Annotated in this window: 19 protein-coding genes; 7 read left to right on the forward strand and 12 right to left on the reverse strand. The window is 60.8% G+C overall.

Annotation, left to right across the window (positions count from 1 at the left end):
• Nucleotides 1-182: 182 nt before the first annotated feature.
• From I6E58_RS13050 to I6E58_RS13060, 3 genes are read right to left on the reverse strand one after another with little or no spacing between them, the layout of a single operon-like run.
• A complete protein-coding gene (locus I6E58_RS13050) occupies nt 183-950 on the reverse strand; it encodes an ABC transporter permease (protein ID WP_197134490.1) in 768 nt (255 codons plus the stop codon).
• Nucleotides 947-1,837, reverse strand: a complete 891-nt coding sequence (locus tag I6E58_RS13055; protein ID WP_197134491.1) for an ABC transporter ATP-binding protein — start codon at nt 1,835-1,837, stop codon at nt 947-949. Before I6E58_RS13055 ends, I6E58_RS13050 begins: the two co-directional genes overlap by 4 nt.
• A complete protein-coding gene (locus tag I6E58_RS13060) occupies nt 1,834-2,193 on the reverse strand; it encodes a GntR family transcriptional regulator (RefSeq protein WP_197134492.1) in 360 nt (119 codons plus the stop codon). The genes I6E58_RS13055 and I6E58_RS13060 overlap by 4 nt, the downstream gene beginning before the upstream one ends.
• 157 nt (nt 2,194-2,350) lie before the next feature.
• Between I6E58_RS13060 and I6E58_RS13065 the strand changes: the two genes are divergently transcribed.
• Nucleotides 2,351-3,766, forward strand: coding sequence for an amidase (locus I6E58_RS13065; RefSeq protein ID WP_197134493.1), 1,416 nt, complete (start codon nt 2,351-2,353; stop codon nt 3,764-3,766).
• Nucleotides 3,767-3,931: 165 nt separating this feature from the next.
• Here the strand turns inward: I6E58_RS13065 and I6E58_RS13070 are convergent, their stop codons facing one another.
• The 3 genes from I6E58_RS13070 to I6E58_RS13080 all read right to left on the reverse strand — a co-directional run bounded on the left by I6E58_RS13070 (nt 3,932) and on the right by I6E58_RS13080 (nt 6,998).
• Nucleotides 3,932-4,747, reverse strand: coding sequence for a carbohydrate ABC transporter permease (locus tag I6E58_RS13070; protein WP_197134494.1), 816 nt, complete (start codon nt 4,745-4,747; stop codon nt 3,932-3,934).
• Between the two features lie 3 nt (nt 4,748-4,750).
• Nucleotides 4,751-5,665, reverse strand: coding sequence for a carbohydrate ABC transporter permease (locus I6E58_RS13075; RefSeq protein WP_197134495.1), 915 nt, complete (start codon nt 5,663-5,665; stop codon nt 4,751-4,753).
• Nucleotides 5,666-5,747: 82 nt separating this feature from the next.
• Nucleotides 5,748-6,998: an ABC transporter substrate-binding protein gene (locus I6E58_RS13080; protein ID WP_197134497.1), complete on the reverse strand. Its 1,251-nt coding sequence runs from the start codon at nt 6,996-6,998 to the stop codon at nt 5,748-5,750.
• A gap of 192 nt (nt 6,999-7,190) precedes the next feature.
• Between I6E58_RS13080 and I6E58_RS13085 the strand changes: the two genes are divergently transcribed.
• The 4 genes from I6E58_RS13085 to I6E58_RS13100 are packed head-to-tail and all read left to right on the forward strand — an operon-like array spanning nt 7,191 to nt 13,531.
• Nucleotides 7,191-8,225, forward strand: a complete 1,035-nt coding sequence (locus tag I6E58_RS13085) for a LacI family DNA-binding transcriptional regulator (protein ID WP_197134500.1) — start codon at nt 7,191-7,193, stop codon at nt 8,223-8,225.
• A gap of 38 nt (nt 8,226-8,263) precedes the next feature.
• The gene (locus I6E58_RS13090; protein ID WP_197134504.1) at nt 8,264-9,769 is read left to right on the forward strand and encodes a sulfatase; all 1,506 of its coding nucleotides are present in this window, start codon (nt 8,264-8,266) and stop codon (nt 9,767-9,769) included.
• Nucleotides 9,766-11,940: an alpha-galactosidase gene (locus I6E58_RS13095; protein ID WP_307842149.1), complete on the forward strand. Its 2,175-nt coding sequence runs from the start codon at nt 9,766-9,768 to the stop codon at nt 11,938-11,940. The genes I6E58_RS13090 and I6E58_RS13095 overlap by 4 nt, the downstream gene beginning before the upstream one ends.
• Nucleotides 11,941-11,968: 28 nt before the next feature.
• Nucleotides 11,969-13,531 (forward strand): sulfatase-like hydrolase/transferase, encoded by a 1,563-nt coding sequence (locus I6E58_RS13100; protein ID WP_197134507.1) that lies wholly within the window; start codon nt 11,969-11,971, stop codon nt 13,529-13,531.
• A 442-nt stretch (nt 13,532-13,973) separates the two neighbouring features.
• Here the strand turns inward: I6E58_RS13100 and I6E58_RS13105 are convergent, their stop codons facing one another.
• A complete protein-coding gene (locus tag I6E58_RS13105; RefSeq protein WP_197134510.1) occupies nt 13,974-14,222 on the reverse strand; it encodes a hypothetical protein in 249 nt (82 codons plus the stop codon).
• Nucleotides 14,223-14,418: 196 nt separating this feature from the next.
• On the opposite strand from I6E58_RS13105, the gene I6E58_RS13110 reads away from it, so the two are divergent.
• Nucleotides 14,419-14,772: a siderophore-interacting protein gene (locus tag I6E58_RS13110; protein ID WP_010205043.1), complete on the forward strand. Its 354-nt coding sequence runs from the start codon at nt 14,419-14,421 to the stop codon at nt 14,770-14,772.
• Between the two features lie 40 nt (nt 14,773-14,812).
• On the opposite strand, the gene I6E58_RS13115 is transcribed toward I6E58_RS13110, so the two are convergent.
• From I6E58_RS13115 to I6E58_RS13125, 3 genes are read right to left on the reverse strand one after another with little or no spacing between them, the layout of a single operon-like run.
• A complete protein-coding gene (locus tag I6E58_RS13115) occupies nt 14,813-15,280 on the reverse strand; it encodes a hypothetical protein (protein ID WP_307842150.1) in 468 nt (155 codons plus the stop codon).
• Complete coding sequence (locus I6E58_RS13120; RefSeq protein ID WP_197134513.1) at nt 15,277-16,689, reverse strand: NAD(P)/FAD-dependent oxidoreductase; 1,413 nt, start codon at nt 16,687-16,689, stop codon at nt 15,277-15,279. Before I6E58_RS13120 ends, I6E58_RS13115 begins: the two co-directional genes overlap by 4 nt.
• Nucleotides 16,690-16,730: 41 nt before the next feature.
• Nucleotides 16,731-17,531 carry a crotonase/enoyl-CoA hydratase family protein gene (locus I6E58_RS13125; RefSeq protein ID WP_197134516.1) on the reverse strand — a complete coding sequence of 267 codons (801 nt, stop codon included), beginning with the start codon at nt 17,529-17,531 and terminating at the stop codon, nt 16,731-16,733.
• Nucleotides 17,532-17,615: 84 nt separating this feature from the next.
• Between I6E58_RS13125 and I6E58_RS13130 the strand changes: the two genes are divergently transcribed.
• Nucleotides 17,616-17,933, forward strand: a complete 318-nt coding sequence (locus I6E58_RS13130) for a DUF4333 domain-containing protein (RefSeq protein ID WP_197134519.1) — start codon at nt 17,616-17,618, stop codon at nt 17,931-17,933.
• Here I6E58_RS13130 and I6E58_RS13135 read toward each other — a convergent pair.
• Together I6E58_RS13135 and I6E58_RS13140 are read right to left on the reverse strand one after the other, a co-directional pair.
• Nucleotides 17,891-18,766, reverse strand: coding sequence for an arginase family protein (locus tag I6E58_RS13135; RefSeq protein WP_197134522.1), 876 nt, complete (start codon nt 18,764-18,766; stop codon nt 17,891-17,893). The genes I6E58_RS13130 and I6E58_RS13135 overlap by 43 nt on opposite strands.
• Before the next feature lie 24 nt (nt 18,767-18,790).
• On the reverse strand, nt 18,791-19,528 hold the full coding sequence (locus I6E58_RS13140; protein WP_197134525.1) for a PspA/IM30 family protein: 738 nt from the start codon (nt 19,526-19,528) through the stop codon (nt 18,791-18,793).
• Nucleotides 19,529-19,536: the final 8 nt, after the last annotated feature.

Below are 19,536 nucleotides of genomic sequence, written 5' to 3' on the forward strand. Positions count from 1 at the left end.
GGCCAAACGGTTCGCGAAGGAGCATCGCGTGAACATCGTGCGGGCAAATAGCTCGCGAACGCCCCCCTACGAATGAACGGATGCCCGGCCTCCCGCGAGGGGAGAGCCGGGCATCCGCCGTTCTGATGGGTGGTGAGGGACAGCGCGTTGGCTGCCGCGTACGGGTTAGGCCGCGTTACGAGCTAGGCCGCGTTGCGCGGAGTTGCGCGCCGTAGCAACGTGAACCCAGCCACACCGCTGATCGCGGTGAGCACGAGGCTCCAGGCCGCGACTCCGAGCACGCCGAGGTCTACGAACGTGTCGCCGACCGCAAACCATGATTCGGTGAAGGTCACCAACGCAGCCAGGCCGACGAGTAGCGCCCCGACGACGATGAAGAACACGGTGACGCCGGTTGCCTTCCACCTCACCCAGACAGCAGCAATCGCCGAACCGAAGAAGAGGAAGAACAGGAACAGCACGAACGTGACGAAGATGCGCTCGGGCAGGTTGTCGCCGAAGTAGACGGGGGCGAACATCGTGCCACCCATGCCCCAGCCTTTGGTGGCGTTTTCGATCACACCGAGAATGGCGAGGCCTGTCGTGTAAATCACGGCGAGAATCACAAAAGCGAGTGCGCTGCCGAGGTAGTAGTCGCGACGAGTGACGCCATAGCCGAGTGCAAACGGGAACGTGATGCTGATCGCTTGAATCGCCACCACCATCATGTAGATGAAGATGAAGAAAGTGGATCCACCGAATTCTGTTCCCTGCAGTGCGCCTACTCTTTGCTCCGGTGAGAGTGCCGAATAAATGAGCCACCAGATCGTGAGCGACCCCACAAAGATCACGCCGAGAATGATCCACGGCAGCCCAAGGGTCGTCCAGGGGTTGGCGAAATGCAGTTTGGCTACGTTGGTAATGCGCTTCAGGGGGCTTGCCGGTTGGGCGAGAGCCGTTGTGGTGGTCATGCGCTGGCCTCGAATTCGTTGGTCTCGGTGCGGGTGAGTTGGATGATGAGCTGCTGCAACGACACCGGTGACAGTTCCAGCCCGGCAGCGTGTGCGTCGCGGCGCTCGCTCTCGCTGAGCCCGGCAACGGTTACCGAGCTGAGCCCGCCGATGCCGTCGCGGTGCAACACTTCGCGGTTGCCGATGAACGCCTCGACGGCGGTCTTCATGCCGACAACGTTCGTGGCGCGGTTGCGGAGAGTTTCGGCATCCTCGTTGATGATGAGCTTGCCTTCGTCGATCACGAGAACGTGTTCGAGCAGGTTGCTGACCTCGTCGATGAGGTGAGTGGAGAGGATCACAGTGCGCGGGTGGTTGGCGTAGTCCTCGAGAAGGCGGTCATAGAAGATTTGGCGAGCCACGGCATCCAACCCCAGGTACGGCTCGTCGAAGAAGGTGAGCGGTGCGCGTGAGGCGAGGCCCACGATGACGCCGATGGAGGAGAGCTGGCCGCGCGAGAGCTTTTTGATGCGGCGGTCGAGGGGGAGGCGGAAGTCGGCGATCAGACGATCGGCGAAGTCTTGGTCCCAGTTGGCGAAGAACCAGGGGGCGGTCTTGAAGACATCCTTGGGGCGGAAGTCTTCGGGGTAACGCTGACTCTCTTTGATGAAGCAGGTGTTCTGCAGAACCTTGGCGTTCTCGACCGGGGCTTGTCCGAACAGGGAGATCGTGCCGCTGGAGGCGAATTCTTGGCCCGTGAGCAACTGCATGAGCGTGGTCTTGCCGGCGCCGTTACGACCGAGCAGGCCGTAAATCTTGTTCTCGGCAACGGTGAAGCTCACGTCGTTGACGGCGTTCACCTTGCCGAAGTGCTTGCTGAGGTTAGTTACCTCAATGGTGGAGGTCATGAGTTGTTCGCCTCCTTGGCGATCATCTGGGTGAGTTGGGCGGAGTCGATGCCGAGCTTTTCTGCTTCGGCCAGGAGGGGGCGAACGTACTCGCTGCTGAAGCTGTCGCGGCGAGCACGTTTGAGTTGTTCTTGAGCGCCGGTGGCGACAAACATTCCGATTCCTCGTTTCTTGTAGAGAATTCCGGCATCGACGAGCACGTTCACGCCTTTGAGGGCGGTCGCGGGGTTGATGCGATAGAAGGCTGCGAACTCGTTGATCGAGGGAGCCTGGCCTTCTTCGGGCAGTGCGCCGGAGATGATGTCGTTCTCAATGTTCTCGGCGACCTGCGCGAAAATGGGGCGGGAGTCATCCATGTGAGCCTCCTTTCTGGGTGCGGGCTGTGGTCTAGCGGTGCCGCGGTGTTGCGGTGCTGCGGTGAAGCAGCAACAGTGCGGCGGCTAGTTGGTTAGTTGGTGATGTAGCTAACCAACCAGCATCGCGGGTTGTTGTCAACCCCCTTAGGCTGAATCCGTGTCAGAACTTCATCGCCTCACCGCCCTAGAGCAGCTCCATCTCGTGCGAGCGGGCGAGCTGAAGCCCAGCGAACTCGTGGAGTGCTACCTCGATCGCATCGAACGCCTCAACCCCGAGTTGGGCGCCTTCACGGTCGTGACTCCGGATGCTGCGCGCCAGCGTGCTGCCGAGCTCGAGGCCTCTGGCTCCCGCGCCGCCACCCTCTGGGGCTTACCCTCGGGCGAAAAAGACTTGTGGGCCCGCGCCGGAGTGCGCACCGCCTTCGGATCGCGCGCCTTCGCCGACTACGTGCCCGAGGAGTCGGATGAGATCGCCGACGTTCTCGACGCGGCCGGCGCGATCAGCCTCGGCAAAACAGCAACCCCCGAATTCGGTCTGCCTGCCTACACCGAGCCGCTCTCGGACGCCCCGGCCGTGAACCCCTGGGACACCTCTCTCGGCTCCGGCGGCAGCAGCGGGGGAGCGGCCGTCGCCGTCTCGGCGGGGCTCTTGCCTTTCGCGCCGGGCTCCGACGGCGGTGGCTCGATTCGCATCCCCGCCGCCGCGACCGGACTCGTCGGACTCAAGCCGTCGCGTGGTCGCGTGCCCGCGGGCAGTGGTTTCGGTAGTCTCGGCCAGCTTCCGGTGACCGGACCGCTGGCGCGCACGGTGGCGGATGCTGCGTTGCTCCTCGATGGAATCGCTGGCGCTTCGCCCTTCTCTGTTGGACCGCCCACGTGGGACGGTGGCGCCTTCCTCAACGCCGCGATCCGCGGTGAAGGCACCTTCAACATCGGCGTCATGACAACCTCGCCATGGGACGACACCTACGAGATCAGCGTCTCACCCGAAGCTCAGGATGCTCTCACCCTCGCCCGCACCGCGCTCGACCAGCTCGGCCACGGCAGCGAAGACTTCGCCCTCGACCCCTCTCCCGAATACGCCGAAGCCTTCACGGTGCTGTGGCAAGCGGGAGCCGCCGGAATCCCGCTCGATGGCGAACAACTCGAGCTCGTGGAACCCCTCACGAAATGGCTCATCGAAAGCGGACGCCGGATGAGCGCGCGCGACGTGGGCGTCGCCATCGCGACGCTGTCTCGGTTCGAGCGCAGCGTCATCCGCCAGTTCTCGACCTACGATGCCGTGCTGACCCCTGCGATGGCGATGACGCCGCGCCCCCTCGGCTGGTTTTATGCCGAGGATGCCTTCGAGAACTTTGCGAAGCAAGTGCAGTACACACCCTGGACGAGCTTCGTCAACGTCTCCGGCCTGCCCGCGATCAGCCTCCCCGTGCACGAAACCGCGGAAGGACTGCCGATGGGCGTGCAGCTCATTGGCCGCCCCGGTCGCGAAGACGTGTTGCTCGCGATCGGTGCGCAGCTGGAGCGGCGCTTCCAGTGGGGCTCACGGCATCCCGCGTCGTTTGGGGCGTAGCAGGGTTCACAATTTCGGTATCTCAGGGCAAACCTGGGCTACCGTGACCTCATCGACAACCGCTCTTTTCTAGCGCGCCGTGTGATCGACGACGTAAGGGCACGCCCACACACGCGCCCGGACACCGACACACCCGATTTCTAGACCAAGTTCTGCGTGAGCGGTCTACTTTTCTGCGCCGGCAACCATGCCCTTCATGAAGTATTGCTGCAGGAACAGGTACGCAATTAAGACCGGAGCAAGCGCGAGTAGCGCAGCGGCCGCAGCGGCTCCCAGATTGCTGGATTGCAACGAAAAGAACGAGGCAATCGCGGGTGCAATCGTCTGCACGTCGGGCTTTGTCAATATGAATGATGACAAAGCGTATTCGTTCCACGTTGCGATTCCCGTGAGAATGATGACCGTCGCTGTCACTGGCTTCAGCAGCGGGAACACGATGTAGAAGAGAGTCTGTAGGAGGTTGGCGCCATCAAGTTTGGCTGCTTCTTCCAGCGAACTAGGAATAGTGCGAAGGAAAGCAGCATAGAGAAAGACGCTCAGCGAGAGGTGCGTCGCGATCATCACCAAGATGATGCCCCAATAGGTGTTGACTCCACCCATCTTGCTCAGCATTGTGTACAGCGGCACCAAAATGCTAAGTGGTGGCACCATAATCATGCTCAGAATCACGAGCATGATCACCTTGTTTACCCACGTGCCTCTGCGTGCCAACGGGTACGCAGCGAGCGCACCCAGCACGCAAACGAAGAATGTCGAGACAGCCGTGACAATGATGCTGTTCACGATCGCCCGCAAAATATTGCCATCGTCTAACGCGCTAGCGAAGTTTCCGAAGAAGATTTCGCTCGGCAACGCAAGCTGGGACGACAAGTCAGTCTTCGGCTTCAGCGAGGTCGTCAACGCCACGTAAAACGGCAGTAGCTGCACAAAACAGACAACAGCAAGCCCGATTCCGATAAGTGCTTTTGAGAGTCTGGACATGATCTATGCCTCCACCTTCCGGCTGCCGAGGAGCTTGTTCATGATGATGGTGATCACGATGATGATCGCAAAGAGCGCAACTCCCATCGCCGACGCATAGCCAGCGCTTTGGCTGTCGAAGTAGGTCGTACTGATCAGCGTCGATACCGACTGGGTCGAATATCCCGGGCCGCCGTTCGTTAAGATTTTGATGACGTCGAACAGTTTCAAACCACCGATGAGGTTGAGCACAATGCTGGTCGCAAAGGCCGGTTGCAGTAGGGGAACAGTGACGTATCGGAACTGTTGCCAGGTCGTCGCTCCATCGAGGCTCGCGGCGTCGTAATACATTTCAGGGATTGATTGCAATCCGGCTAGATAAATGATCATTGAGATCCCCATGAACTGGAGGCTATTGACGGCGACAATGATCGCGATCGCCATCGAAGAGTCAGCCAACCACGCCATACGCTCACCACCGAACGCAACCACGACGTCGTTGAATGCGCCGTCGTTGTATTGCAGGAGGAGGTAGTACATCGTGCCCATGATGATCGGAGAGACGAGCACGGGCAGATACACGATTGCTCGCACGGTCGAACGTCCACGCAACGGCTTATCCAATGCGATGGCCAGCCCCAGCCCGAAGACTTGTTGAATAATCGTGCACCCGATGCCGAATATGAAGGTGTTGCGCACCGCTGTGCCAAAGACGGGATCGGCGAATAGCCGCGCAAAATTGTCAAGTCCGACGAAGCTGCGGGCTTCGCTGTACCCGTTCCAGTTCGTGAATGCTAAGCCGATGCCACTGATGAGCGGGTAGATCATAAAAACTGCGAATATCACGAGCGCAGGCATATACAGCAGGTTGACGTAGCCAGCGCCACGGGTGGCGCTACGGCGCAGGCCGCGGGACGGCTTGAGCGGTGCAGTGGTCATGAGAGTCGGCTCCTTTGTCGACGAGGGGGTGGTGCCCCGGGTGGGAAGTATCTGCGCAACCCACCCGGGGATTTTTGGCGTCCTACTCGGACTGGCCCTGGAGACTGTCGAACGTGGCCTTCATCTGCTCAGTCGCCTGCGCGGGTGTGCCCTGTCCGGTAATCACGACGTCTGTTGTGACCTGCATGGATTCCCACGAACCGTTGGGAAGGTACACGCGGTCGAAGTAGGGAAGCACAGGCACTTCTTCTTCAGTCATCCATTTTTCGAAGCTCGACTGCAATTTTCCCAGCTCCATAGTCGCCGTCGTCAGGCCGGGAGGTGAAGTGGATGCTGCGGCGAGCGCCGTGTCGTTCTCCGCGAGGAAAGCAATGAATGCCTTCGCCACGTCTGGGTTCTCGGTCTTCTTCGAGATGCCGAACGCCGTGCGCTCGCCACCCACAAGGTAGCGCGGTGCTCCCGTAGTGCTGGGGATTGGCATGAAGCCGAGGTTGGCATCGGGGTTGAAGCTCCATGCGTTATCGAACAGTAACGAGGGGCCGTACATGAACGCAGCCTGGCCCTGAGCCAGCGCCTTCGCCATGTCGTCGCGGCTGGCTGAGGAGTAATCAGGGTTGAAATACCCAGAGTTGCCCCAGTCTTGTACCAAATCAAGCATCTCTTCGTAAGCCGGGGTCACGAAAGACCCATCGAGCATCTCGGCGAGATCATCGTCGTCGAACGTGCCGCTAACGACTCGATCAGCCAGCGCTCCCGCGAGCGGCTTGCCTCCCTGGTAGATCGGCGAAACCGTATCGGAGTTGACCGCGTCAGCTGCGTCGTCGAAGTCATCCCAGGTTTCGATCCCGTACGGGTCGACTCCGGCCGCTTCAAGAACATCTGCGTTGTAAATCAAGCCTGAGATATCGATGTTCGTGGGCAAAGCGAAAATTTCGCCCGCATCGTTGCGCATCGTCTCGTCAAGCGAGTCAATAACGTCGTCCGCCCAAGGCTGATCTTCTAAGGGCAGAAGAAATTCGCTGTATCGCAGCAGCGACCAGCCGTGCGTGTTCCAGATGTCTGGCGCTGTGCCCGCAGCCAGGCGAACCTTCATATCCGACTCGTAGTCGGTACCAGCCGCGATTAGATCGATCGTGACGCCCTGGTTGCTGGCCTCAAACTCAGAAACAAGCTCCTTCATCAGCGTCATCTCGCCGTCATCGACGGCGAATCCCGTCTGGAATTCGATCGTGACGTCGCCGCCAGCGTCGCCTCCATTAGCTCCGGAGGAGCATCCGGCGAGAGTAAGGGTTGCGACGAGCGCAACAGCCGAAATTGCCTTTATTGACTTCATTGTCTTTCCTTTGCAATCGAGGTGCAAGTCTGCTGTGCCAAGACGTTACACGAGTAACTTTTTATTGGCAAGAGTCTCTTTGTAGCTGGACTTTCAGGGTGTTTCGACATTTGACTGGAGTAAATAGCTAGTCCATACTTTGGTAGAAATGCCAACGCAGTCACGACAACTGCCGATTGAGATAGGAAACTCATGACCACGGCGAGCACATCAGCTGCCCCTGGCCGCGCTACCCGCGCGGACGTGGCGAAACTAGCTGGCGTCAGCACAGCTGTCGTGAGTTACGTTACGAACGCCGGGCCGCAGTCAGTGGCGCCCGCGACGCGTAAACGCGTGCTCGAAGCAGCGGCGGCACTCGGGTATCGGCCTAACGCCGCCGCGCGAAGCCTCAAAACTGGTGCGACCCAACTCCTCGGCATGGTTATCCCCGATGCCACCAACCTCTACTTCGCTGAACTTGCGGTCGCCGTGGAGACGGCCGCGGTCGCCCACGGCTTCGACCTACTTGTCGCGCACTCACATTCGAGCCGCGAGCGCGAAGCACAACTGATGCACAGCTTCACGTCGCGACAAGTTGACGGCATCATCATGTTGAGTACCGTCGCGGACCAAAGCGCAACCACGCTCGGTGCAACGAAGACACCTTTTGTAGAGTTCGGGTGCAACATTGGAACACCCGGCGGTCTCGCGTTCACCGTCGATCACCGCGCGGGAGCCCGCGAAGGGGTGCAACACCTGATTGAGCATGGCCACACTCAGATCGGCCTCGTTGTTGGCCCAGAGATGGCAGGGATCGCGCACTCTAGAGAAGTTGGGTGGATGGATGCGCTTGCTGAGGCGGGGCTTCGCAGAGGCCCCATCTTTCGCGCAGATTTCTCGCGTGCCGGGGGGTTCGAAGCCGGGCGGGCGCTTGTCGAAAGCGCCGCAGCACCCTCAGCTGTTTTCGTCGCATCCGACGTGCAAGCAACCGGAGTTATCCGGGCCGCCCACGAAGCGGGAGTGCGGATGCCCGATGAACTCGCGATCGTCTCGTTCGATGCCTCCCCCGAATCTGAATACACCTGGCCCGCATTGACCGCAATGCAACAGCCCATCGATGAGATGGCAGGCGCCGCCGTCGAAGCCATTGTTCGACTGCGTCTTTCAAAACCGGCTGAATCTCGCATGTTCAGCACCACCCTCGTGCGACGTGCGTCTTGCGGGTGCCCACCTACCGTCGCGCAATGACGCGCCACGCTCTCTGACGATACTTGAACGGACTTCTGATGCCCAAAAATCCCAACATCTTGCTCATTACGACCGATCAGCAACACTTCGACGCCCTCGGGAGCAGGACTCCACTACTCAAGACCCCGAACCTCGACCGTTTGGGGGAAGCAGGCGTTGTTCTTGATCGTGCATACTGCCCGAACCCGCTCTGCTCGCCGTCACGATCGTCGATGATCACGGGTCAGTATCCGTCACTTCACGGTTGCTGGACCATCGGTACCAAACTGGACGAGGACAAACAGACTGTCGGCGAGATTCTTGGTGCCGCCGGCTACTCCACAACACTTATCGGTAAGGCCCATTTCCAGCCGCTGGCATCCCATCCTGATCAGACATCGCTCGAGGCCATGCCCACGCTGAGAGATCTCGATTTTTGGCGCTCCTTCACCGGACCCTATTACGGGTTCGACCACATTGAATTGGCGCGAAATCATGCTGATGAACGATGGGCTGGGCAGCATTACGCCCTCTGGATGCAAGACAAGGGACTCACGAACTGGCGCGACTACTTTCAGAACGAAGACGGATCCAATCCCCGCAGACATTCATGGGATCTACCTGAGGAATATCACTACACAAACTTTGTACGGGAACGCAGCGCTCACGCTCTCGATATGGCGGCAGAGAGCGACTCGCCGTTCTTCCTCTGGGCGAGCTTCCAAGACCCTCACCCGCCGTATGTTGTGCCCGAGCCCTGGGCCTCCATGTACGATCCAGCCGACGTAACACCCGGCTCGCTCGCTCCCGGCGAACTTGATCGCATGCCTGTGTGGCACCGGCTCACTCAAGAAGAGGCACCCGACTACTCGCCGTGGCAAGAGACGCCGTACGAGAATCATGGGTTTGGCAGCCATCTCATCGACGACGACGAGCTACGCCGCAACATCGCGATCTACTACGGCATGATGTCGTTCATCGATGACGCAGTCGGCACCCTGCTCGACCGACTTGACGCGCTTGGCCTCACGGAGGACACCCTCGTCATCTTCACGACGGATCATGGTCACTTTTTGGGGCAGCATGGGTTAATCGCAAAGGGAGCATTCCACTACGAGGATCTGCTGAGAGTTCCGATGATGGCCCGATTCCCTGGGCGCATCCCCGCAGGCTCGCACTCAACAGCACTGCAAAGTCTCGTCGATCTCACCCCCACCATGTTGGCGGCCGCGAACCTGCCGATTCCCCTTTCGATGCAGGGAGTCAACCAACTGCCCGTGTGGAAAGCCGAGCAAGAACACGCGCGTGACCACGTCTTGGTTGAAAACCGCCACCAACCCACGCGCGTGCACATCCGCACCTATATCGACGATCGATACAAGCTCACGATCTACCGGGATGAAAACTATGGAGAAATGTTCGATCTACACACTGATCCTGGCGAGACCCACAACCTCTTCGACGAAGCAGAGCACAGAGAACTTCGCGCTGAACTGCTGGGCAAGTTCATGAACGCAGAGCTCACGCGCGAGGTAAGCCGCTACGCCCGAATTGCCGTCGCGTGAGTGCGTTGAACGAATCGGGAATCGTCGTGCTGCGTGGGGGAGGTGCCAGCCTCATATTCGATGCGACCGGCGCCGTTCCCGCGGTGATTCACTGGGGAGCGGATCTTGGCCATCTCGATGACGACGCTCGACGCATGCTTGCACTCACTGCCGTTCCCGCTCAGCTCAACGCCGCGCCCGACGTGCCACGCGTGTTCGGAATTCTCCCCAGCGAGCAGACCGGCTGGTTGGGGCGTCCAGGTATCGCGGTATCGCGCGACGGTTACCAGCTGACCTGCCGCTTCAGTACGACGCAGATCAGCGCGAGCCCCGAGGGTGACTCCGTTGCGTTCACGCTTTCCGACGAAGAGAACGGGGTGCGGGTTGTCGCCACGTACGCCCTGAGCATGCAGGGCGTAATCTCCGCGCAAGCCGAAGTCACCTCCATAGTTGGCAGCGTTCTGAGCGTTGAGCGATTGTCTTTGAGCCTCCCCTTGCCCTCTCGGGCGACGGAGATCCTTGATTTCAGCGGCAAATGGATCCGAGAACGATCTCCACAACGCCAACAATTAGCGGATGGCATCCATGCTCGCGAGACGCGTCGAGGAAAGACCGGATCCGACAGCCCGTACGTCATGAGTGCGGGGACACCCGGCTTTAACCACCGCACCGGCGAAGTATGGTCGATGCACATTGCCTGGAGTGGCGACTCAACATGGCACGTCGAACGACTCCCGGAAGGTGCCGGAGCCTTGACCACCTCTCTAGGCGGAGCCGAACTCTTACGCACAGGAGAAGTGCGGTTGCACCCGGGCGAGACCTACGCGACGTCGACCATCATGTTCGTATGGTCGGGTAACGGTCTCGATGGCATCCGGTCGCGGTTTCATGCGCACCTGCGTGCACGTCCGCACCACCCAAGCTCGCCACGACCGCTCACGCTCAACTCGTGGGAAGCCGTGTACTTCGACCACGACTACGAGACCCTGACGCAGCTGATCGACCGCGCTGCCGAGGTTGGTGTGGAGCGATTCGTGCTCGACGATGGCTGGTTTCACGCGCGTCACGATGACACTGCGGGATTGGGCGATTGGTGGATCGATCCGATCACGTGGCCCCAAGGCTTTGGCCAGCTCGTCGCGCACGTGCGCAAGCACAACATGCAGTTCGGGCTCTGGTTCGAACCTGAAATGGTCAACCTCGACTCCGACACCGCACGTGCGCATCCCGACTGGGTGCTCGCACCGGCGTCAGGAGTCGGCTTACCTGCGCGTTCACAACACGTGCTCAACCTGGCCAACCACGATGCGTGGGAGTACATCCTCGGATTCATGGACGCGCTTATCACCGAGCACGCGATTGACTACATCAAGTGGGACCACAACCGCGATCTCGTCGAAGCTTCCCGTCAAACGTCTGACGGCGACCGTGCGGGGACCCGAGACCAGACCCTCGCGGCTTACGCTCTGATGGATGAACTGCGGCGGCATCACCCTCGGCTAGAGATTGAGTCGTGCGCCGGCGGTGGCGGCCGCATCGATCTCGGCATTCTCGAACGGACAGATCGCGTTTGGGGTTCGGACTGCAATGATCCTGTTGAGCGCCAGGCGATTCAGCAATGGACGACACTCTTGATCCCGCCCGAGCTTATGGGGGCGCATATCGGTGAGCCCCGCGCCCACACAACCAAGCGAACCACCGAGCAATCGTTCCGAATGACCACCGCGTTGTTTGCGCATTCTGGAATCGAAAGCAACCTGACGAAGTTCGCGCAGCCCGAAATCGATATCTTCCATACTTGGGCCGATCTCTACAAAGAAATGCGTTCGTTAATCCACAGCGGTGTTGCGGTAAATGCGGACCTCGCCGACGATGCCGCGGTACTCCATGGCGTCGTCGCGCACGACGGCTCTCATGCACTGTTTGAGCTCGCGCAAGTGCGAACGTCTTCTCTCGGGCAGTATGGGCGCGTTCCCATTCCCGGGCTTGACCCCGATAGCCGATATCAGGTTCGTGTGCGATTCGACGTGGGAGCGCCAATGACCCAGTCGTTCGCCCACCCCGCGTGGATGCTCGCCGGCGAATCAGACCCCCTCATTCTCGATGGGAGCGCCCTGACGGTGTTAGGTCTACCCCTGCCGTCGCTCGATCCTCAGCAAGCGGTGATCATCGAGTTCCAGCGCGTCACGTAGACGTTCGAGTCCACATGAGAGGGCAACAGTGACCAACGTTCTTGTTTTTATGACGGATCAGCAGCGTGGTTCAACCATCGATCCGGCGCACCGTGTGAGAGCGATCACTCCGCGAATCGACAAGTTTCGAAACACCGGCGTCACTTTTACCCGCGCGTATGCGCCTTCGCCGCACTGTTGCCCGTCGCGAGCGAGTTTCTTCACAGGCCGATATCCGTCCGAACACGGCGTGTGGAACAACGTGAACGTTTCGAACGCCCTCTCAAGAGGACCGCGGGAACACGTCGCTTTCTGGTCTCAGGATTTCGCTGAAGCGGGTTATCAGCTCGGTTTCTCTGGAAAATGGCACGTAAGTAATTCGCAATCGCCCGAAGTCTTCGGCTGGGATGAATTGCTATTGCACCCGCCGATGCCGGCTGCGGCATCGAGCAAAGAAAGCGAACACACCACCGCAAGAAATGCGGAGTGGGCAGAGCTGAAGAACTCGCTCGCGCCTTCAGACGCGAGCGAGCGAATGCCGGGGGAGATCATTAGACCGGGGTGGCCCCGATACGTGCAGTACGGCGTTGATGAAGCCCCCTTCCGAGACGACGCCGTGACAGATCAGGCCGTGTCGTTCATTGCGGAGAGAGCCGACGGTGAGCGGCCGTGGATGCTGTACGTCGGAACATTGGGTCCCCACGACCCGTACACACCACCGCAACGATTCCTCGACATGTACGACCCTGAAGAAATAACCCTGCCAGCGAGTTTCATCGATCCGTTGGACGATAAGCCCGCGCTTTATCGTCGAACACGCGACCCGTTCGACCAGCTCTCGCTCGAAGAACACCGAGAGTCCCTGCGGCACTATCTTGCGTTTTGTTCGTACGAGGACTACTTGTTTGGGCGACTTCTTGACGCCCTTGAATCATCGGGTGAGCTAGAAAACACTCTCGTGCTGTATGTGTCCGACCACGGCGACTACACCAGCGAGCACGGACTGTGGGCAAAAGGACTACCCTCCTTCGACGCGGCGTACAACGTGCCCTTAGTAATCGGAGGGGCGAATATTTCGACGCGCGCTGCCGGCACCACGTGTGATGTCCCCGTCAGCCTCGTCGATCTTGGGCCCACCCTGCTAGAGGAATGCGGCGTCACCAGCCGCACCCGACCCTCGGGTTTCTCATTGTCTGCCGCACTACGAGGACAGGCGTTGAACCTGCCGCGCAATGAACTTGTCTTCCAATCGAATGGAAATGAAGCGTACGGTATCCAGCGCATCGTGATGACAGACAGCTGGAAACTTGTCTACAACATGTTCGATGATGATGAGCTCTATGACCGCGTCGCCGACCCCGACGAGATGACGAACCTTCTCGCCTCTACCCCCGGCAGATCACTCGGAACAGCCCCGAGTGCGCGTATCCCGGCGCACTTACGAACAACTGTGCGGGATCTTTATGAGCGGCTATGGCGGTTTGCCAAACAACATGAAGACGACATCATCAACTCGTACATTGTTACCGCACTCGCCCACTTCGGGCCCACGACCACCGCGCACACGTGGAACGTCTCACCCCCGCAAACGCCGGCGGCATCGGAGGCTTAGCCGCTCGCGCTCGCTTTTTCGGGCTTACTTCGCGGGCCCATCGCTTGCGTCTGTGCTCTTGCGGCGACTAGTTGTCCACACCACCGCTGCGGCCAAGAAGCTGGCTGGCACACCGAGCCACCATGCGGTACCGAGATCCTTTTCTACAACGACTTAGTCTGGATTTTCGGATGCTGACTCGGCGTAAAACGAGCACTCAAGCGCGAGCGGTAGAAGTGTCACCCGTGATTTGGTTTGCACGACATATTCCGAATCGCTCAATCTCGCGGGAACATGATCAGCGCAGGACGAGTGGCTGTTTCGCTCCGCCAAGCTCGCGTATGCAGAGAGCGAGCCAATCCAGAGGAGTCCCAGTGCTGCCAAAGAAATCGCAACTGAGCGGAGGACCGGTGCTCGTTGATTCGGCACAGCATCGCGTGCGCGGATTTGCGAAGAGTGCGCGTCAGCTGCGCGACCACGATCGTGGCAGGTATGCCCAGACAATCTGCGCAGCGATCAAAACCACGATCAGAAGTGCGCTAGCGGCCATGAGCCAGATCGACCAAAACCAGACTGTCGATATCCATTCAGTCGCGGTATTGCTCCAGTCGAGTCTTTGCGCGCGCGCAACCGAAGTGAATCCGAGGACGCCGAGATAGAGCGCAAGGTTGATCCCCAAGCTCCAAAACGCGCCGATTGTTGCTCGCTTCATGGAACCAGCGTAAGTTCCGAACCTCTTTTGAACAAGATGAATTCTCACAATGACGTGTTGTGGCGCGAGGGAAACTGAAGCCGAAGCATGCGGCTTTCACCGACCCGGGACATCCAGATAGACCATTGAAAGTCGCGGCTTGGAGTCCGCCGAGAGGGCTTCGTAATTTAGGTAAGGCATGCCTATACTGGGATCAATGTTTCCCGAACTCTTCACCCCGCAGATCGCCTGGAATCCCCAGTCGGCTGACCGCGTGCTGCTCGCGGGAGACGAGACCTCGATCGATGCAATCTCGATGATCCTCGCGACATTACCGGCCCGTTCGCGTGGCCAAGTCTTCATCGAAGTCGACTCCGCCGACGACATCCAGCCGCTATCGGCTCCCGGTCGTTTCAGCGTGTGCTGGTTGCTGCGCGAACGCGGCCAAAGTGTTGCCCGTTCGGTCGACGCGTGGCTCAGCGAAATGCTGCCCGTCAGTGCGTTCGGTGAAAGCACCGTCTACGCGTGGGTTGCTCATCAGGGCCCCGCGCGCCTGCTCAGCTCCAACTAGCTCGCGCCCCTCCGACTAGCTCGCGCCCAGCATCCGCCTGCTAGTCCTCCGTGCTGGCTTTCGGTGCACGCGTCGATTTCGCGCGCACATAGCCGCCCAGCTCAAGCCCTGCCTCCACCTCAAAGCGATTCGTCAGCGGATTCTGCCCCGCCAGCAGATACAACGGGATAAACCACAACCCGTACTTTCGCCACTGCTCGCGGTGAACAGACTCATGCTCCAACACAGCATCGCTCGCGATGCCGCCGGTCAAAAACACGGCGCCAATCGTCGTACCACCGCGCCCAAAAGCCCACTTCGGCAGTGGCGTCGCCACCAGCACGCCACCCTGCGACTTCAGCCCGCGCTTGCTCAGCGCCGCGCCCCACAGCGCTCCGGATGCCGTAGCAAACCAGTAGCCGGGTCGCGTGACGACGGGGTGCAGCAGCACTCGCTGAGCCCGCGGATTGTGTTCGGCGCGCGCCAGGCCGTGCCCGAGCCGCGTGCCCAGCGCTAGTGCTCGGCTCACGGGCGCCCGATGGTTTCGAGTAGGCGCAGCCACACCTCACTGATCGTGGGGTACGAGGGAACCGCGTGCCACAGGCGCGCGATGGGAACCTCGCCCACGATGGCGATGGTGGCCGAGTGCAGCAGCTCCGCAACATCCTGGCCCACAAAGGTCGCGCCGATAATGACCTGACGCTCGCGGTCGATCACGAGGCGAGCATGCCCTTCGTAGCCGTCGGCCTGCAGACTCGCGCCGGCAACCCAGCCGATGTTGTAGTCAACGATCTGGGCGTCGATGCCCTGCTTCTCGGCATCGTGAGACATGACTCCGACCGAAGCGACTTCGGGATCGCTAAACGTGACTTGCGGAACAGCACCGTGGTCGGCGGTCGCAACATGCGCACCCCACGGGGCGTCATCCACGGTCTCGCCCTTGGCGCGGGCAGCAATCACGTCACCGGCGGCCCGCGCTTGGTACTTGCCCTGATGGGTAAGCAGCGCGCGATGGTTGACGTCACCGACGGCGTAGAACCAATCGGTGTCAGGTACGAGCATGGTGTCGTCAACCCGGATCCAGTCACCCGGCGTGAGGCCAACGGTCTCCAGCCCAATGTCGTTCGTGCGAGCGGCGCGACCGGTGGCAATCAAAATTTCGGATGCCGTGAAGCTGCCGTCCGGAGTCTCAATCACGACGCCGTCAGCGGTGCGCTCCACGCGCGTGGGGGAGGTGCGCACGATCGTGACGTCGCGCTCTTTCAGTGCCTTCTCGACCATCTCGCCGGCGAAGTCTTCTTGGCCGTTGAGCAGACCGCTGCGGGCAAACATGGTGACTTCAGCGCCGAGGTCGCGGTAGGCGGTGGCCATTTCAACGCCGACAACGCCGCCGCCGATGATGGCGAGGGATTCGGGAACAACCTTCACCGCGGTGGCTTCACGCGGAGTCCAGGGCTGAGCTTCGATCAGACCGGGAATGTCCGGCAGTTGCGGGTCAGATCCCGTGCTCACGACCACGGCGTGGTTCGCGGTGAGCGTGGTGACGGTGCCGTCGTCGGCCGTGACCGTGACGGTCTTCGGGCCCGCGACGCGCGCGTGCCCGCGTTCGAGGCCGATACCCGCTTTCTTGACCCACTTCACTTGGCCGGCGTCATCCCAATTGCTGGTGAAGCTGTTGCGTCGAGCGAGCAAAGCCTCGACGTTGATGCCACCGGTCACGGCCTCAGCAGCGCCGGGAAGTTTTTCGACCGCCCGCAACGCCAAGCCGCTGCGGATGAGGGCCTTCGACGGCATGCAGGCCCAGTACGAGCACTCGCCACCCACGAGTTCGCTCTCCACGAGCACCACACTTAGCCCGCCTTGAACGGCGCGATCCGCCACGTTCTCACCGACCGCTCCGGCTCCGATAACAATGACGTCCCAGTTGTTCTCGGTCATGAGTGAACTCCTTCGCGTTGGTGGTGCGGATGCTGCTTCTGCTACCTGCCGATGAACTCGGCGGTGGTGCGCGTCATAAACGCTTCCATGCCAATTCTGGCATCTTTACTCTGAGCGACCGCTACGAGGGCGGGCTGAAGGCCAGCCTCGGCCGCTGCATCGCCCTCGCGAATCGCAAGGTTCGCATTCGCTAGCGCCGCTTGCACAGCGAGCGGAGCCTGGGCGGCAACGCGGTGAGCCAGCTCAAGACCACGCGCATACTGCTCGCCGTGGGGCACAACTTCTTGCACCATCCCGATTCGGTACGCCTCCGCGGCATCAAAGCTGTCACCGGTGAGAATCCAGCGCATGGCATTCGACCAGCCGACCTGGCGGGGGAACCGAATCGTCGCACCGCCGAAGGGGAGGATGCCGCGAGAAACCTCCACCTGACCGAACACCGTGGAGTCCGCGGCAACCGCAATGTCACTCGCCAACAGCAACTCAATGCCGAGCGTGAGGCACGTGCCCTGCACCGCAATCACGACGGGCTTCGAGAGCTTTTCGCCCGAGACCTGCCACGGGTTGATGCCGCCCTCGGGAACCATGTCGAGCCCGTCCGCGCCAATGCGGGGGCCAATGTCAGCGAGGTCGAGGCCGCCCGTGAAGTGGTCGCCGTGGGCAAAAACGAAGCCGGCCCGCAGTTCGGGGTCGCGCTCCAGTTCGCCATACGCGAGCGCCAGCTGCTGCAACATCTCCATGTCGGCGGCGTTGCGCTTGTCCGTGCGATTGAGGCCAATAAGCAAGACGTGACCGTCTCGCTCCACAGTGATCTTGGGGGTGCTCGAGTTGGAGTCAGTCATGGCCCCAGACTACGACCGCGCGGCTGCCAGTGGGAGGGATGCTGGCGATAAGCTCATACCCACCCCAACTTTTCGGAGGCTCCTGTGTTGCGATCCGCAATTCTCGTGTGTGCTGTCGCGACGGCGGCCCTTCTCAGCGGCTGCAGCAGCGAGCCGCCCGTCGAAGTGTCCGCGAGTGACATCGCCGCGACGGCGGTTTCGGCACTCGAGCAGTCGACGGGCGAAGCACCCGCAATGAACTGCGGCACCGACACCATTCAGCTCAAGAACAACGCGAAGCTCGACTGCGTTCTTACCGACACCACGCTGGGCGAAGACTTCGACAGCGAAGTGACGATCACGGATGTCGACGGGGCGAACTACTCGGTGTCGGTCGCGGTGGCGGAAGAACCGCGCGAATGACTGCCGGCGCTCGCTAAAGCGCCAATCAGTCGCAGGATCGTGGGGGAGTCATCTACCGCGGCCGCCATTGACGCGGGAGCAAATTCGGTAATGCCCGCGCCCGCCAGCGGATACTTCGCCACGACAGCGCGAATCGCGTCGATGAGCACTCCCGCTTCGATGCCGAACGGCACGGGGGAGCCGAGTCCTGCAAAGTCCGCGGGATCGAGCACATCTAAGTCGACATGGAGATACACCGAATCGGCGCCCGTCGCGGCGATGGCCTCAAGCAACGTCTCCGCCGAGAAATCGACGGGACCGAGCATCCGGATGCCGGACTGCGCGATGTAGTCATCTTCAGCAATATCGACCGAGCGCACGCCCGCGAGAATCACCCGATCGGCGCGAACAGGATGCGCGGGTACCAGTTCAGAGGGCCCATCACCCAGAAGGGTGCGCAACACCATGCCGGTAAATGCACCAGAGGGGCTCGTCGCAGCAGTGTGCAGATCCGGATGCGCGTCGAGCCACACCACGGCAGGTTCGCTCGCGCTCACATGTTCGATCGCCGCGAGCTCAACACCACAATCGCCACCGATGGTGACATGAGTGTCAACACCAGCTTCGGTGCCCTCGGCGAGAGCGTGGCGTAGCCGGTCGCGCACGAGCAACAGCGAACTGTAGCGGTGCACGCCCGTGCCCTGATGGTCGCCCGCTTCGAGGGGAATGTCGACGGTGCGAGTCAACGCAGAGGGAAGATCTCCCCGAATTGACTCGGCACCGTCCACAAGCTGCATCGCGCGGGACGAACCCGAGCCCTGCCACTGCGGAACGACAACGTAATTAATTGTCATCCGTTTAACTTTCGAGTTGCTGAGCTATTCGCCAGCGGTGAGGGCCTGGGTTCCGCCAGCCTTGAGAGCCGCGAGACGAGCCTCAATTTCGGTCTGCTTGCCGAGGTCTTCGAGGCCTTCGAACTGAGCGTCGAGGCTGGATGCCGCGAGCTCCTGCTGGCCGAGAACCTTGGCCTCTTCGCGGCGAATCTTGTCCTCGAAGCGGCCGAGGTCGCTCGTCGGGTCGAGGAGATCGATCGACTTGAGGGCGTCGTGAACTTGCGACTGCGCTTCGACCGTCTTGGAGCGAGCAACGAGCTCGTCACGCTTGGCGGTGAGTTCGCTCAGTTTGGCGCGCATGCCATCGAGACCACTCTTGAGCTGGTTGACGACCTGAGTTTGCGACGCGATGGTCGGCTCCGCGGTGCGGGCTTCGTTCTCGGAGGACACCTGGCGACCGATCGCGACCTTGGCGAGGTTGTCGAACTTGTCGGCATCCGCACTGTTGCCACCGGCACGCAGTTCGTCAGCCTTGGCGCTGGCCGCGAGAGCCTTGCGGCCCCAGTCAGCAGCAGCGTTCATGTCTTCGGTGTGATCCTGCTCCATGAGGCGCAGGTTGCCGATGGTCTGAGCTACCGCGCTCTCCGCATCCGCAATGGAGTTGGTGTAGTCGCGCACGAGCTGGTCGAGCATCAACTGAGGGTCCTCCGCCGAGTCGAGGAGCGAGTTGATGTTCGCCTTCAGTAGTTGTGAGATTCGTCCGAGAATTGACTGCTTTGCCATGCGACGTG

The sequence above is a fragment of the Salinibacterium sp. SWN1162 genome (assembly GCF_015864675.1).
Classification (GTDB): domain Bacteria; phylum Actinomycetota; class Actinomycetes; order Actinomycetales; family Microbacteriaceae; genus Rhodoglobus.